A 14314-nucleotide genomic window follows, 5' to 3' on the forward strand; every position below is an offset into this window, starting at 1 on the left:
GCGAGCAGTGATGCAGGCCACCCGCTTGACCCTCATTTGCCACGCCGCCACGCCTGCTCAACAGTACGGGCGTTTTCCCGATAACGAGTCCGTGGCGATGGATTGGCAAGCCGCCGCGCTGTCCCTGGCCGGGCGCTATAAGAAAACCCCGCGCCTGGTGTGTGCGCCCGAGGCACGCGCCAGGCAGACTGCAGGACTGTTCGGCAGTGACGCGGTGATTGAAGATGCCCTGCGCGATGGCGATTTCGGACGATGGAAAGGTGTGGACATTGGTCGCCTGCACGCCGATGAGTTGCAGGCCTGGCTCGCTGACAGCGCCAGCGCGCCCCATGGCGGCGAGTCGGTCGATCAGGTGTGCAGGCGGGTGGCGCAGTGGATGCAAACCCTGGAGGCCCAGCCCGGGCACATCGTGGCCATCACCCATCCCTTTGTCGTCCGCGCCGCGTTGCTGCATGTCATGCAGTGCCCGGTGTCGATGTTCTACCGGATCGACGTCGAGCCGCTGTCCGCCACCGAGCTGCGCTTCAACACGGTGTGGCGCCTGCGCCTGGAAACTCACGCCTGAGGGCGTGAACATGGCAAAATCCACGCCCCGCAATGAGAGCACCCCATGAAACGCATCCAGATCATCGGCATTGGCGCCGGCAACCCTGACTACATCACGATGCAGGCCGTGAAGGCGCTGAACCGCACCGACGTGTTTTTCCTGATGGACAAGGGCCAGAGCAAGGACAAGCTGATCGACCTGCGCCGTGAGATCTGCGAGACCTATATCACCGAACCCGGCTACCGCTTTGTCGAGGCCGACTGCCCCGAGCGCGTGCGCGGTGATATCGACTACACCACCGCCGTGCAGGACCTCAACCGCGACAAGCAGGCCACCTTCGAGCGCATGATCAACGAGGAAATGGCCGACGGTGAAGTGGGCGCTTTCCTGGCCTGGGGCGACCCGGCACTGTACGACAGCACCATCCGCATCCTGCAGGCGATCCTGGCCTGTGGCCGCTGCACCTTTGAATTCGAGGTGATTCCCGGCATCACCAGTGTGCAGGCCCTGGCGGCCCAGCATAAGGTGCCCTTGAACCGTATCGGCAAGTCCATCGAGATCACCACGGGGCGTCGCCTGGCGGCGGGGCAGGCCAGCGAGGCCGATACCCTGGTGGTCATGCTCGACGCAGAAGATTCCTACCGCACGGTGGCTGATCAGGACCTGGAGATTTACTGGGGCGCCTACCTGGGCACGCCGGATGAGATATTGATCAGCGGCAAGGTCAGTGACGTGGCGGAACAGATCGAACGGGTGCGCAAGGCGGCGCGCCTTGAGAATGGCTGGATCATGGACACCTATTTATTGCGCAAACCCTGAGGTCATTTCCCATGCTCAAACTGTTTGCCTTGGCGCTGACCCTGATGGCCGGCGTTGCCCACGCCGATTCCGAGTTGCACACCGATTTGCCGCTGGCGTACCTGGAACAGACCCAGGGCGATGCGCGCAACGAGCCGCTGGTGATTTTCCTGCACGGGTTCGGCAGTAATGAGGAAGACCTGTTCGGCATCAAGGACGCACTGCCGTCCACCTGGACCTACCTCTCGGCCCGTGCGCCGACGCCGGTGCAACCGAATGGCTTTCGCTGGTTTACCAAGACCCCGGGTGACGGCGATTACGATGGTGTGACCGCCGATTTGCACAGCAGCGCCCAACTGATCAAGGATTTTGTCGGCCAAGCCACCGCGAAGTATCACACCCAGCCTGACCGCGTATTCCTGGTGGGGTTCAGCCAGGGCGCGATCATGGCGTATGAGGTGGCTTTACGTGACCCGCAGCTGGTGCGTGGCATTGCGGCGCTGAGTGGCAGCGTGCTGCCGGTGCTCAAGGCTGAGCTCAAGCCGGATCAACGCTTGAACAACCTGGCGATCTTTATTGGCCATGGCACCCTGGACCAGGCACTGCCCTATGCCTCGGCGACGCGGGCGAATGAGGTGTTGGTGGGGCTTGGGTTGAAGCCGGAGTTTCATGGCTATCCGGGGATGAACCACACGGTCAGTGAGGCGGAGGTGCAGGATCTGAAGGCCTGGCTGGAAACGAGTTTGAAGTGAGCGCGCTGAACAAAGGTGGGAGGGGGCAAGCTCCCTCCCACCTTTGATGGGTGTTGTCAGGACTCTTTGTTATTTGCCGCCGGTAATCTGCTTCACCAGCTCTGCATGCCCCTTCGCATCATCGGCCCGCGAGATCGCCTGGATTACCAGCAAGTGGTTGCCGGAGCCGCCGAGGAACGTGGAGTTCAAGGTCTTGCCGCCGCCCTGGGTGGCGGTGCTGTCCACCTGGCGCAGGCCGAGGCCCTTGAAGGTCAGTTTCTTCTCGCTCAGCTTCTTGAAGTCGGGCAGGGCAGCACTCTGGTCCTTGACGAAACCGGCCACGGCACCATCGAGGAACTGCGGGTCGTTGTCCTTGATGCTCACCCCGTCGTTACGCACGGTTTCGGCGACGATCACCACGCTTTTCGTGCTCTGGTTGGCGTACATCGTGCCTTGGGTATTGGCGCTGCCGTCCTCGGCCTTGCCGGCCGGGAGGGTGTCGGCGGCATATCCCTTGGGCAGGTTGAAGTTGAACTTACCGCCCAGGGTGGAGATGGTTTGCGTGGCCGGCTTGGCGGCGGCGAAGACGCTGCCGGCGGTCAGCGCGAGGGCCAGCAGGATAGCGGTCTTGGTGAACGTGGCCATGAAGCGCTCCAGGGGTGAACGAGATTGCGGCACATTCTGTCAGAAAATTCGCAATATCGTTCGCCCTTAGCCTCACACCTTGTCGGACTCTTCCTCAAGCCGATCCATTTCAAACAGTCGCGCCAGTTCCGCCCGGGCTTCCTGGGCGGTCTGCATCACCTTGGCCTCATCGTCGTACACCGCGTGCTGGGCGGCGAGCACTTGCAGGTCGTGGTGCTTGAAGCGGGTGATGCGGGCATCGGCCTGGGCCTGGGTCAACCCGAGGCCCACCAGGGTACGGCGGCTCATTTCCAGGCTGGAGTAGAAGGTCTCGCGAACCGGCGAGGCGTCGAGGTCCACCAGGCGGTGCACGTGCTGGCGGTTACGCGCACGGGCGATGATCTGCATGTGCGGGTAGAGGTTGCGCACCAGTTCGGCGGTCTTGATGTTGATCTCCGGGTCGTCCATGGCGATCACGAAGAACTCGGCCTGGTCGACCTTGGCGGCGTGCAGGATCTCCGGACGTTGCGGATCACCGTAGAACACCGGCATGCCGCCGAAACTGCGGGTCAGTTCGATGGTTTCCACCGAGGTGTCGAGGGCGATGAAGGAGATGTTCTGCGCGCGCAGGATCCGCGCGACGATCTGACCCATACGGCCCATGCCGGCGATCACCACGCGCGGCGCATCGCTTTCGATGGCGCGGTATTCCTCCGGTACTTCCACCGGCTTGACCTTGGGCTTGAACAGCTTGGGGCAGACCAGCAGCAACAGCGGGGTGACGGCCATGGACAGGGTGATGGTCAGCACCAGCACGTCGTAGAGGTGCGGTTCGAACAGGCCCTGGTCGCGGCCGATCTTGAACACCACAAAGGCGAACTCACCGCCCGCCGCCAGCACCACACCCAGGCGCAGGGCGCTTTCGCGGTTGAGATCACCTACCATGCGGCCCACGGCGTACAGCAGCGGCAGCTTCAAACCGATCAACAGCAGGGTCAGGCCGATCACCACCAGCGGCGAGCTGAGCAGCAGGCTGAGGTTGGCGCCCATGCCCACGCTGATAAAGAACAGCCCCAGCAGCAGGCCCTTGAACGGCTCGATCTGGGATTCCAGTTCGTGGCGATACTCCGAGTCCGCCAGCAGCAGGCCGGCGAGGAAGGCACCGAGGGCCATGGACACACCCACCAGTTCCATCAGCCAGGCGGTGCCGATCACCACCAGCAAGGCGGTGGCGGTGGACACTTCGCGCAGGCCGGTCTTGGCGACGATGCGAAACACCGGCCGCAGCAGGTAGCGCCCGCCGATGATCACCACGGCAATACTGCCGAGGATCTGCAGGACGTGTTGCAGGCCCTGGGCTTCGGTGGCCGGATGATCGCTGCCGGCCAGCAGCGGCACCATGGCAATCAACGGGATCGCGGCGATGTCCTGGAACAGCAGGATCGCAAACGCCAGGCGCCCGTGGGGCTGGTTCAGCTCCTTGCGCTCGGCCAGGCTTTGCAGGCCGAACGCGGTGGACGACAGCGCCAGGCCAAGGCCGAGCACGATGGCGCTGTTCCACGACTGGCCAAACAGCCACAACGCCACCGCGCCCATGACCAGGCCGGTGAGCAGCACCTGGGCCAGGCCGACGCCAAATACCGCCTTGCGCATCACCCATAAACGCTTGGGCGACAGCTCCAGGCCGATGATAAACAGCAGCAACACCACGCCCAGTTCGGAGAACTGCGCGACGCTTTGCGGGTTACCGATCAGGCCCAATACCGACGGGCCGATGATCACACCGGCAAACAGATAGCCCAGCACCGCGCCCAATTGCAGGCGCTTGGCCAGGGGCACGGTCAGCACGGCGGCGAGCAGGAACACCACGGCTGCTTGTAACAGATTGCCTTCATGGGGCATTGCGAACTCCAGGATCTTTAAAACCAATCGACAGGAGGGTATTAGAGCGCTTTTTACCTTTCGAAAATTGTGTTTTTGCTGCGTTTGAGGGGACAACACGCCAGTGTGTGTCTGGCGGCGGGCGGTTCACGCCGGCTTGCGGTACAAACCCACGGCCAGGCCGACGATGATGATCGCAATCGAGATCAGGTCTGGCGCGGGAACGCGCTCGCCAATCAGCAGCATCGAACTGCTGAGCCCGAACACCGGAATCAACAACGACAGTGGCGCCACCATGGACACCGGGTACAGCTTGAGCAGCGAGTTCCAGCCCCAGTAGGCAAAGTGCGTCGCCAGGTACACCTGAAACAGAATGGACAGGATCGCAATGATGTCGAGGCTGGATTGCAAGCCTTCGAACGGCGCGCTGCCATGCATCAGCCAAGCCATGAGAAATAACGGGATCGGCGGAAACAGGCTGGCCCACACCATGAACGAGAAGACCTCAGTGACCCCCGACTTCTTGACGATGACGTTACCCACGCTCCAGGCCAGCGCACTGAGTACGATCAACATCACGCCCAGCACTGCGTGGCTGCCTTCTCGGGTGGAGATGATAGCTGCCAGGCCGATCAGGGCCATAAATGCACCCGCCATTTGCGTCCCGCGGAGTGTTTCCCTGAACAACACGCAACCCCAGCCCATGGTGAAAAATACGCTGAGTTGAATGATCAATGACGCGATGCCGGGGCTCACACCCCTCTCGATGCCATAGTTGATCACGCCCCACATGCCCAGCCCGAAGATGACGCCGTAGGCGGCCACGTAGCTGAATTTGACGGCGGGGCGCTTGATGAAGAACACCAGCGGCAGGGCGGCGAGGGAAAAGCGGATGCCCGTGAGGACAAAAGGGTCGACCGAGCGCAGGCCGAGTTTGGTGATGGGGAAATTCACCCCCCATACCAGGGTGACGAGCACGGCTAACGCCAGGTGTTTTTTCAGCATGGAATGTTCCCTTGGTCATGACGCTTTTCGAGGGCGTTGATGTTAGGGAGGGGCGGGTTGGCCCGCTTGCTATACAAGGCCATCTTTTGACAGAATCGGGCCATGATTCCGACCTTTGATTCCGCCAGCCCAGAAGCCGTGGTAACGCTGCGCGAATACCCTTGCGGCACCGTCTTTGAGCGGCACACGCACTCACGTGGGCAGTTCGCCTATGCCTCCACCGGCGCGCTGAAAATGTTCACCGATCTCGGCAACTGGGTGGTACCGCCGCAACGGGCGATCTGGGTGCCGGGTGGTGTGCCCCATGAAATGCATATGCGCGGGGATGTGGTGATGCTCAATACCTACCTGGACGCCGATGCCGCTAAGCGGGCGCGGTTGCAGGAGCGCTGCCAGGTGTTTGAAGTGTCGCCCCTGCTCAGGCATTTACTGGAGGCGGCGCTGGCTATCGACTCCTCGGCATTACCCAGCGTGAGGCATCACTGCGTGCTGACGCTGTTGATTGATGAAATCGCAGCCATGCCCGAGCTGCCACTCAGCGCGCCATTGCCGCGCGAGCCGCGGCTGGCGCGAGCATGTCAGCGCTTCCTGGATGCGCCCACGCAGAAAATCACCCTCGATGAGATGGCTGATTGGTCGAACATGAGCCGGCGCACCTTCACCCGCCATTTCTACGAGGGCACGGGGATGACGTTCGTGTCCTGGCGCCAACAGGTGTGCCTATTGGAAGCCACCGCACGGCTAAGCCATGGCACGTCCATCACCGATGTCGCGTTCGAATTGGGGTTCAGCAGTTCCAGTGCATTCACCTCCGTGTTCCGGCGCAACCTGGGGGATTCGCCGGCGCGCTACCTGGCCAAATCAAAGGCTGCGGCGCAGTTCTGAGCCTTCGCGACCGCCACGCCGGTCAGGATTCACCGTTCTGCAGGCCTCCCTTTGTTATTATCGCCGTCCCTCGTCACCAGGAGTCACCGGCCCATGCAGCACCAGTGGGATGAAATGCACCGCACCCGCAAGCCCACGTTCGTATTGTGCGGCGAGCCTCAGGGCGATGTGCTCAATCTCTATGTTCACGGTTACTCGGCGTTCTTTAACCGGCAACAGCTGGGCAATTTCAAGCAACAGCTGGCGGGTATCGAGGGTTCGACCAACCTGATGCTGTTCTGGCCGGCGGGGCATTTCCTGGAAAACCTGTTTGCGCCCTTCAAGGAGGTGATCGCCGCGATGCTGGGGGGCGGCAGCATCGGTGCCGCGACTGTCGGCGTGGGCAAGGCGATTGCCTATTTTCTCGACCACTACAAAAGCGTCGAGGCGCGGGTGGACGAAGTGGCCAGGAGCTTGCTGCCGGAGCTGGCCAGCTACCTGCATGGCGAGGCGCTGCCTGTGCGGCGTATCAACCTGATCGGGCATTCCCTGGGGGCGCGGATTCTGGTCAAGAGCCTGCTGGCCAGCCCGGATACCGCCCGGGAACTGCCGTTGGACAACCTGCTGTTGATGGGCGGGGCGATCTGTACGTCCAGCCCTTGGGATGAGGTGTGCGCGCCGCTCAAGGGGCGTGTGATCAATTGCCACTCCAGCAAGGACTGGGCCCTGGCCATGAAGCCGGACACCGAGCGGTGCATCGGCCGGTATGCGATCCCGGTGACGCCGGCGCTCAAGGCCAAGGTCACCAATGTGCACCTGGCCACCTTCGATCACGCTGCCTACTGGCCGCAGTTGCAGACCGTGGTGCAGTACACCGACCTGTTGCACGAGCGGCGCGGCCTGATCCGCGCCGACCAGCGCAGCAGCGAGGTACGCTTTGCCGAAGAGGACACCGACTTGTTAGCGGCCCTGGTGCAGGCGCGGCCGGAGGAGCTGGCGTTCCTGGCCGAATTGATGGCGCAAAAGCGCAGTGCATCGATCGACGCCACGGTGCGCGAGCCGCTCAAGCTGGCCATCGAGTTGCAGCGCATGGGCGGCGACAGCTTTATGAACCTGGCCCGTGGCCATGGCGTGAACTATCGGCAGATTGCCGAAGAGGTGGCGCAGCGACTGGGAATCAAGTTTGCCGAGCCCGTTGAAACGGTGGCATTGGCTGACCTCGAAGCCCGGGTCGCGGAAAAACTGCTCGAGCAGTACAAGGACAAACTCGGCCACGCCGACCGCCAGGTATTCGATGCTGAACTCAAGACGGCCGCGCAAAAGGAGCAGGGTCTGTTCAGCCGTTTCGATGTCGGCCGAACAGCCACTACGGCGTTGAGCGGCACGGCGCTGGCCGGGTTGACCGGGTTTATCCTGCGTCGGGGTGCGGCCTCTGCGATCCCGGTGGTCGGCCAGGCGTTGGTGGCGGCGATGCTGCTGGTGAGCGGTGTACGGGCGTTTTCCGGCCCGGCTTACTCGATCACCACCCTGGCCGTGCTGGTGATCGGGGTGATTCGCCAGCGCATGGAGCGTGAAGCCTTGAATCAGGAGATGGACCTGGTGGTACAGGTCGTGGAGGCGTTTGACCTGCCTCGGGAGACGGTGATGCGCACGGTTGCTTCCGACTGATAAGCTGAGCCCCTGTCGAGTGTGTTTGCCTGGGATACCGCGTGAAATTCAGCCTGCCGAAAATCGCTACCGCTCCATTCTGCCCGCCGGAAGTGGCCGGCTCCGTTGCCGTTGACCCCAAGGCGTCCTTCTTCAAGCGCATCCTGATGTTCGCCGGCCCCGGCCTGCTGATCTCCATCGGCTACATGGACCCGGGCAACTGGGCCACGGCCATCGAAGCCGGGTCGCGCTACGGCTACAGCCTGTTGTTCGTGGTATTGCTCGCCAGCCTGGCGGGGATGGCGGTGCAGTGCCTGTGCTCGCGCTTGGGTATCGCTACCGGCAAGGACTTGGCGCAACTGTGCCGTGAGCGCTACAGCAAACGCTCGGCACGCACCCAGTGGGTGCTGGCGGAAATCTCCATCATCGCCACCGACCTCGCCGAAGTACTCGGCTGCGCCCTGGCGTTTCACCTGTTGCTGGGCGTTTCCCTGACCACCGGCATTGTCATCACCGCCTTCGATACGCTGTTGGTCCTGGCCCTGCAAAACCGGGGGTTCCGCCGCCTGGAAGCGATCATGCTGGCGCTGGTGGCGACCATCGGCGTGTGTTTCTTCATTGAGCTGGTGCTGATCAAACCGTATTGGCCGGATGTGTTCAGCGGCTTCACCCCATCACTGTCGGCCATCAGCGATGCCGCGCCGTTGTACCTGGCCATCGGTATTCTCGGCGCCACGGTGATGCCCCATAACCTCTACCTGCACAGCTCGGTCGTGCAAACCCGCCTGATCGGCAAAGACCTCGCCAGCAAACAGGACGCGGTCAAGCTGGCCCGGATCGACACCATTGGCTCCCTGGCCCTGGCACTGCTGGTCAACGCCGCCATCCTGATACTCGCGGCCTCCGCCTTCTACAAGACCGGGCACACTGGGGTGGTGGAGATCCAGGACGCCTACCGCTTGCTTGACCCGTTGGTGGGCGGCGCCTTTGCCAGCATCCTGTTCGGCATCGCCTTGCTGGCGTCCGGGCAAAGCTCGACCTTTACCGGCACCATCGCCGGGCAAGTGATCATGGAGGGGTATCTCAACCTGCGCATTCCCTGCTGGCAACGCCGCCTGATCACCCGTGGGCTGGCGCTGATCCCGGCGTTTCTCGGGGTGTGGTTGATGGGCGACCAGGCCATTGGCAAGCTGCTGATCCTCAGCCAGGTGGTGCTCAGCCTGCAGTTGCCGTTTGCGTTGTACCCGTTGATCCGCATGACCGGCGACAAGCAGCTGATGGGGCCGTTCGTCAATCGCCTGCACACCCGGGTGCTGGCATGGTTTCTGTTTGCGCTGATCAGTGGCGCCAATGCGTGGTTGATCGGGCAGTGGGTGTTCTGAGTTCCAGGCCGTAGGTGCGGGCTATACCAGGATTGCCAAGGATGTGTACTGGGCAATCTGCGTGTCGGCGGTCAATAGCCTCATCGGTTCACTGATGGCTGTCGCTACGATGAGCCGATCAAAAGGGTCTTTGTGATGAGGCTCAAGCTCCTTGACGGCAATCGCGTGTTCCGAGGTGATGGGCAGTTCGACGAAACCGCTTTCAAGGCAGTATCCCCGGATTTCGTCCAGGTCTGCATCGAGTTTTCCAAGGCCGACCTTGATCGCCATTTCCCAGAAGGTTGCCGCGCTGACGTAGATCTCTGCGGCATTCTCGATCAGTCGTCGGGCTTTGCTGGATAGCTTCGGGTCGTCACTCAGTGCCCAGAGCAGAACATGGGTATCCAGCAGCACCCTCATGGATGGCTGCCCTCAAACGCATCCAGCAGATCGCCTGGCAGGGGCGCATCAAAGTCCTCGGGGACAACGAGCTTTCCTTTCATCGCGCCAATTCGCTGACCGTTGGATTTCCCCACGGGAACAAGTTGTGCCATCGCACGCCCATGCTTGGCAATGGTGATAATTTTGCCGGCGGCGGCGTCATCCACCAGTTTTGACAGGTTATTTTTTGCTTCGCCCAAGGGTACGGTAATCATGAGGTGCTCCGCGTATTTTGGCCAAATATAGCCAAAACTGGGTGAGCTATCCAAGACGAGCCGACCGCTGGTTGCCGCCTCACGTTCAGCGCGTGACGGCTTTGGGTACATGAAAACCATGGCATCTCTCCAAAAAGGACATCGCCAAAGTCTGCCCCAATGCACCCGGTCCAAAATAGGGTGGCCCGTTAAATCAGACCGAACCTACTTTTACTACTCGGAAAATTCCTCAACCGTTTATCGATCCCAATACGGCACCGTCCCAAAACACTCCACGAAATAATCGATCACCGTGCGCACCTTCAGCGACAGCCTGCGGCTCCCCGGCCACAGCGCCGCGATCTGCTGCGGCTCCAGCGTGGTCGCCACTTCATATTCCGTCAGTACTGCTTGCAGGGTGCCAGCGCGCAGGCCTTCGCCGATCAGCCAGGACGGAAACACCACCAGGCCCAGGCCTTGTTCAGCGGCGTGGGTGAGGGTGTCGGCGTGGTTGCCGGTGATCGGGCCCTTGACGCTGTAGGGCGTCCAGTCGTCCTGGCCTTTGCGGAAGAACCAGCGTTGCTGGCCGGTGATGCCCTTGTAGGCCAGGCACTGATGATGGAGCAGTTCCTCGGGGTGCTGGGGCGTGCCCTGGCGGGCCAGGTAGGCTGGGCTGGCGGCGAGGCGAAAGCGCTGGGGGGCGAAGATGCGTGCCTGCATGCTGGAATCGTTGAGCACGCCGATACGGAACAGCAGGTCGGTGCCGTCTTGCAGCGGGTCGACGTATGTATCGGTTTGCTGGATGTCCAATTGCAGCTTCGGGTAGCGCCGGCATAACTCGCCCAGCCACGGTGACAGGTGACGCTGGCCGAACACCATCGGCGCGTTGATGCGCACCAGGCCGCTGGGTTCGCTTTCCTGTTCCTGCAGGGCCTGGCCGGCGGCTTCCAGCTGTTCGAGCAGCAAGCGCGCGTGTCGCCCCAGCAGGCGCCCGGCCTCGGTGGGGCTCACTGCGCGGGTGTGGCGGTAGAGCAACTGCTGGCCGAGGGCCTGCTCCATCAGTTGGATCTGCCGGGAGATGGAGGAGGGCGCCAGGCCTTCGCGGCGGGCCACTTCGGAAAAGCTGCCGTGGTCCAGCACCGCGACGAACAGGCGCAGCGCCTTGAAACTCAATTCATTCAAGCCCTGCATCAGGCCTCCGGGTTGTGCGTATTGCGCAAAGGTGTTGTCGGCATACTCCCATTTATCGCACAGGCAGGCCACCGGATAATGCGCGCCATGTTTCCTTTATTGACGCGCAGGTGATGTATGCAGGCCAGTTCTATCGAGGGTGTGGCGCAAGCCAGGCCAAAAAACAGCCTCTTACGGTTGCTGTTGTTGCCGCTGGTGATCCTGGCGGGCATGGGCCTGTCGGTGGAGGCCGGGTTGCTCGGGCCATTGGGCGTGCAGGTCGGGCATTTATGGGCGACCTTGAGCATCTTCGGTGTCGGCTCGGCGATTCTGTTTTTGCTGCTGCTGTTCAGCGGCCCGCAAAAGGGCCCGGCGTTGTCCGAGTTGCCGCGCTGGCAACTGATCGGTGGGTTCCTGGGGCCGATGTATGTGGTGGTGCTGACCCTGGCCACGCCGCACATCGGTATTGCCATGACCATGATCGCGATTTTGTCCGGCCAGGTGGGCAAGAGCGTGCTGATCGACCATTTCGGCTGGTTCGGCACCGCACGCAAACGGGTCAATGGCGAGCGCTGGATAGCCCTGGCGTTGATTGTGGCGGCACTTGTTCTGATTGCACGAGGGTAAGGCGATGAATCTGATTCTGTTATTGGTGCTGGTGATCGCGGCGGGTGCGGTGTTGAGTGTGCAGGCGGCGATCAATGGTCGCCTCGGCCAGGCGGTGGGCGTGTTGCGCAGCAGTCTGCTGACGTTTGCGGTGGGCGCGCTCACTACCGCGTTGTTGATTTTCTTCTTCGAGCCGGCCCAGTCCGTGAGCCTGCTCGACGTACCCAAATGGCAATTGACCGGCGCCCTGTTCGGCGTGGTGTACATGATGGTGATGGTCGGGGCCGTGCCGGTGGTCGGTACTGCAGTGGCGACCGTGGCCGTGATTACCGGGCAATTGGGCATGGGCATGCTGATCGATAACTTCGGGTGGCTGGGCAACCCGGCCGTCGAACTGTCGAGCAGCCGCATCCTGGCGATGGTGTGCCTGGCTCTGGCCTTGGTGTTCATGTACCGCAGCAATACGCGCACCGACTGATGGTTTGAACCATCGCCGACGCCTGGCAGTCACTGCTTAAGGTGCCGGCAACCGCCGCACCGGACGACCATGAAGAAGGAGTCTGGCCATGCCTGATCAAACCTGTGCCTGCCCGCATTGCAAGTGTGTGCTGGGCGTCGATGCGGTAATGAAGGACGGTAAGGGCTATTGCTGCCAGGGCTGCGCCGAGCATCATGCCCATGGCGAGCCTTGTGCGGCGGCGACGGGGTGCGAGTGCGCCAAGTCGGCTAAAGGCTGAATACGTTCGCAGGGAGCGTCGATAGTGGGCTCCCTGCGTATCCCTTACTGGGGTTCCAGCTCCAGGCGCAGGCTGTGGTCGGACAAGCGCCGGCTGTCTTTTACCACGCCGCTGGTTCGTCGACCTTCGAGGGCCAGCACCAGGGTCTGCGCATCATGCAAATCGTCCGGCAGCGGCTGGAACACCTTCAGCACCAGCCAGCCGGGCTTATGCTGCACGCTCACCTGGCACTCGACATGCTTGGCCAGTGGCCCGAACAATGTGTCCCGGGTGTAATCGATGCGTGCCTTGCCGTTGATTGAATCCATGCTCATTTCTCCTTGATCAAGCCTGGGCGCGCGCATCCGAGCGGCGCCATTGCACGTTTTTTATGCCGAATTTCTCGGCCTGTTCCTGGCTGGTTTTCTTCACCCGCTCGCGGGCGAAACGGCCGATACGGCCCACGCCAGCGTCACAGCTTGCCCAATGCCAGGCCTCCAAGGTATCCAGCTTTTCCAGACGAATAATGAAGGACTTGGCTTCGCCATGAAGGGTGTAGTCGATCACAAACAGTTTTGCGTTATTCATTGGCCCCTCAACCCTGGTGGTGTAAGCAAGTGATCGCCCTCGGCGGCAAAAATTCACTCGGATTGTCCGGCGGTGGTCATTACCATGGCGGCTGACTCCCGATAGATGTGCTCCCCATGGCCCTGGCCGCACCCCCTGACCTCAGTGATCACGCCGTCCCCGTGCAACCCTTGGCGCGTACTTACCCGCGTGGCCTGTACGTGGAGCCCCATCGCCACGACTGGGGCCAATTGCTCTATGCCATGAGCGGCGTGATGTGGGTCGAGACCCCTCGGGAGGCCCTGGTGGTACCGCCCCAGCGCGCAGTCTGGCTGCCGCCGGGCGTGGAGCACGGCATCCGGGTGGTGTCGGATTTGCAGATGCGCAATATCTACTTGCGCCCGGCCTTGGCGGCGACATTGGACCGCCAGGTGCAGGTGATTGAAGTCGGTGGGCTGCTGCGTGAGTTGATCGTCACGCTGGTGGAGCAGGGCGACCGCGATGACGCGGGGTATTACGACGCGGTGGTCGGCCTGGCCCTGCTGGAGTTGCGCCGGGCATGCCGCTCGCAGATTCGTATCGCCATGCCGGTGGAGGCCGATCGCCGGCTGATCAGCGCGTGCCAGGCGGTCATGGCGGCGCCGTCCCTGGAGATTCCTTTCGAGCAGCATGCGGAAGCGGCCGGTGCCAGCGTGCGCACCTTGGCGCGGCTGTTCCAGCACCACCTGGGCATGGGCTTTGCCGAATGGCGCCGCCAGGTGCAATTGGCCACGGCGGTGGCCGAGTTGATCCAGGGTCAGTCGGTCAGCGCTATCGCGCGTTCCCTGGGCTATTCGCCGAGCAGTTTCAGCGACATGTTCCGGCGTGAACTGGGGATGGCGCCTTCCCAGTATGTGAGTTGGCCGAAATCCTGAAGCGTTTGGCCGATGCTGCCGGGATGGGCTTCCTACACTAAGCCCATCAAACCACCAGGCGTCGCCCCCATGAGTTACCTGATCTCCCTTGCCATTGGCCTCTTTGTCGGCGTGATCTACGGCGCGCTGGACTTCCGTTCGCCCGCACCGCCTGCCATTGCGCTGGTGGGCCTGATGGGCATGCTGCTCGGCGAAAAACTCTGGCCCATGGGGCGGCAGTTGCTCAGCGGTTTGTGGTCCTGATTCCT

General features: G+C 62.2%; 19 protein-coding genes. 11 read left to right on the forward strand and 8 right to left on the reverse strand.

From position 1 onward, the window contains the following. Positions 1-10 precede the first annotated feature (10 nt). From FX984_RS31015 to FX984_RS31025, 3 genes are read left to right on the forward strand one after another with little or no spacing between them, the layout of a single operon-like run. Positions 11-565: a histidine phosphatase family protein gene (locus tag FX984_RS31015; RefSeq protein WP_146478231.1), complete on the forward strand. Its 555-nt coding sequence runs from the start codon at positions 11-13 to the stop codon at positions 563-565. Between the two features lie 45 nt (positions 566-610). Beyond that, entirely contained in the window at positions 611-1366 is a 756-nt protein-coding gene (cobF, locus tag FX984_RS31020) for a precorrin-6A synthase (deacetylating) (protein WP_146478190.1), read from the forward strand. 11 nt (positions 1367-1377) lie between these two features. Next, a complete protein-coding gene (locus tag FX984_RS31025; protein WP_027607523.1) occupies positions 1378-2097 on the forward strand; it encodes an alpha/beta hydrolase in 720 nt (239 codons plus the stop codon). 69 nt (positions 2098-2166) lie between these two features. Here FX984_RS31025 and FX984_RS31030 read toward each other — a convergent pair whose 3' ends face one another. The 3 genes from FX984_RS31030 to FX984_RS31040 all read right to left on the reverse strand — a co-directional run bounded on the left by FX984_RS31030 (position 2167) and on the right by FX984_RS31040 (position 5586). Beyond that, positions 2167-2721 carry a DcrB/PsbP domain-containing protein gene (locus FX984_RS31030; protein ID WP_027607522.1) on the reverse strand — a complete coding sequence of 185 codons (555 nt, stop codon included), beginning with the start codon at positions 2719-2721 and terminating at the stop codon, positions 2167-2169. Between the two features lie 72 nt (positions 2722-2793). After that, complete coding sequence (locus FX984_RS31035) at positions 2794-4602, reverse strand: monovalent cation:proton antiporter-2 (CPA2) family protein (RefSeq protein ID WP_146478188.1); 1809 nt, start codon at positions 4600-4602, stop codon at positions 2794-2796. A 126-nt stretch (positions 4603-4728) separates the two neighbouring features. After that, positions 4729-5586 carry an EamA family transporter gene (locus FX984_RS31040; RefSeq protein WP_092357731.1) on the reverse strand — a complete coding sequence of 286 codons (858 nt, stop codon included), beginning with the start codon at positions 5584-5586 and terminating at the stop codon, positions 4729-4731. Between the two features lie 102 nt (positions 5587-5688). On the opposite strand from FX984_RS31040, the gene FX984_RS31045 reads away from it, so the two are divergent. The 3 genes from FX984_RS31045 (at position 5689) to FX984_RS31055 (ending at position 9479) form a co-directional block, all read left to right on the forward strand. Next, positions 5689-6471 carry an AraC family transcriptional regulator gene (locus FX984_RS31045; RefSeq protein ID WP_027607519.1) on the forward strand — a complete coding sequence of 261 codons (783 nt, stop codon included), beginning with the start codon at positions 5689-5691 and terminating at the stop codon, positions 6469-6471. A gap of 93 nt (positions 6472-6564) precedes the next feature. After that, a complete protein-coding gene (locus FX984_RS31050) occupies positions 6565-8118 on the forward strand; it encodes a DUF726 domain-containing protein (protein ID WP_146478187.1) in 1554 nt (517 codons plus the stop codon). A 41-nt stretch (positions 8119-8159) separates the two neighbouring features. After that, positions 8160-9479, forward strand: coding sequence for an Nramp family divalent metal transporter (locus FX984_RS31055; protein ID WP_027607517.1), 1320 nt, complete (start codon positions 8160-8162; stop codon positions 9477-9479). A 21-nt stretch (positions 9480-9500) separates the two neighbouring features. Here the strand turns inward: FX984_RS31055 and FX984_RS31060 are convergent, their stop codons facing one another. The 3 genes from FX984_RS31060 to FX984_RS31070 all read right to left on the reverse strand — a co-directional run bounded on the left by FX984_RS31060 (position 9501) and on the right by FX984_RS31070 (position 11284). Further along, positions 9501-9878 (reverse strand): type II toxin-antitoxin system VapC family toxin, encoded by a 378-nt coding sequence (locus tag FX984_RS31060; protein ID WP_027607516.1) that lies wholly within the window; start codon positions 9876-9878, stop codon positions 9501-9503. Beyond that, the gene (locus FX984_RS31065) at positions 9875-10225 is read right to left on the reverse strand and encodes a type II toxin-antitoxin system Phd/YefM family antitoxin (RefSeq protein WP_371914519.1); all 351 of its coding nucleotides are present in this window, start codon (positions 10223-10225) and stop codon (positions 9875-9877) included. The genes FX984_RS31060 and FX984_RS31065 overlap by 4 nt, the downstream gene beginning before the upstream one ends. 126 nt (positions 10226-10351) lie before the next feature. Further along, positions 10352-11284 (reverse strand): LysR family transcriptional regulator, encoded by a 933-nt coding sequence (locus FX984_RS31070; RefSeq protein WP_027607514.1) that lies wholly within the window; start codon positions 11282-11284, stop codon positions 10352-10354. A gap of 117 nt (positions 11285-11401) precedes the next feature. Between FX984_RS31070 and FX984_RS31075 the strand changes: the two genes are divergently transcribed. The 3 genes from FX984_RS31075 (at position 11402) to FX984_RS31085 (ending at position 12606) form a co-directional block, all read left to right on the forward strand. Continuing rightward, a complete protein-coding gene (locus tag FX984_RS31075; protein WP_027607513.1) occupies positions 11402-11890 on the forward strand; it encodes a DMT family transporter in 489 nt (162 codons plus the stop codon). A gap of 4 nt (positions 11891-11894) precedes the next feature. Then, a complete protein-coding gene (locus FX984_RS31080) occupies positions 11895-12347 on the forward strand; it encodes a DMT family transporter (protein ID WP_027607512.1) in 453 nt (150 codons plus the stop codon). Between the two features lie 88 nt (positions 12348-12435). After that, on the forward strand, positions 12436-12606 hold the full coding sequence (locus FX984_RS31085) for a metallothionein (RefSeq protein ID WP_074846300.1): 171 nt from the start codon (positions 12436-12438) through the stop codon (positions 12604-12606). A 44-nt stretch (positions 12607-12650) separates the two neighbouring features. Here the strand turns inward: FX984_RS31085 and FX984_RS31090 are convergent, their stop codons facing one another. Next, complete coding sequence (locus tag FX984_RS31090; RefSeq protein ID WP_027607511.1) at positions 12651-12914, reverse strand: hypothetical protein; 264 nt, start codon at positions 12912-12914, stop codon at positions 12651-12653. A gap of 16 nt (positions 12915-12930) precedes the next feature. Next, the gene (locus FX984_RS31095; protein ID WP_027607510.1) at positions 12931-13173 is read right to left on the reverse strand and encodes a DUF6555 family protein; all 243 of its coding nucleotides are present in this window, start codon (positions 13171-13173) and stop codon (positions 12931-12933) included. 116 nt (positions 13174-13289) lie between these two features. Here FX984_RS31095 and FX984_RS31100 point away from each other — a divergent pair, with 116 nt between their 5' ends. Both FX984_RS31100 and FX984_RS31105 read left to right on the forward strand, forming a co-directional pair. Next, positions 13290-14066 (forward strand): AraC family transcriptional regulator, encoded by a 777-nt coding sequence (locus FX984_RS31100; protein ID WP_146478184.1) that lies wholly within the window; start codon positions 13290-13292, stop codon positions 14064-14066. Between the two features lie 69 nt (positions 14067-14135). Beyond that, complete coding sequence (locus FX984_RS31105) at positions 14136-14309, forward strand: DUF1427 family protein (protein WP_092357737.1); 174 nt, start codon at positions 14136-14138, stop codon at positions 14307-14309. Positions 14310-14314: the final 5 nt, after the last annotated feature.

Source organism: Pseudomonas marginalis, assembly GCF_008692035.1.
Lineage (GTDB): Bacteria > Pseudomonadota > Gammaproteobacteria > Pseudomonadales > Pseudomonadaceae > Aquipseudomonas > Aquipseudomonas marginalis.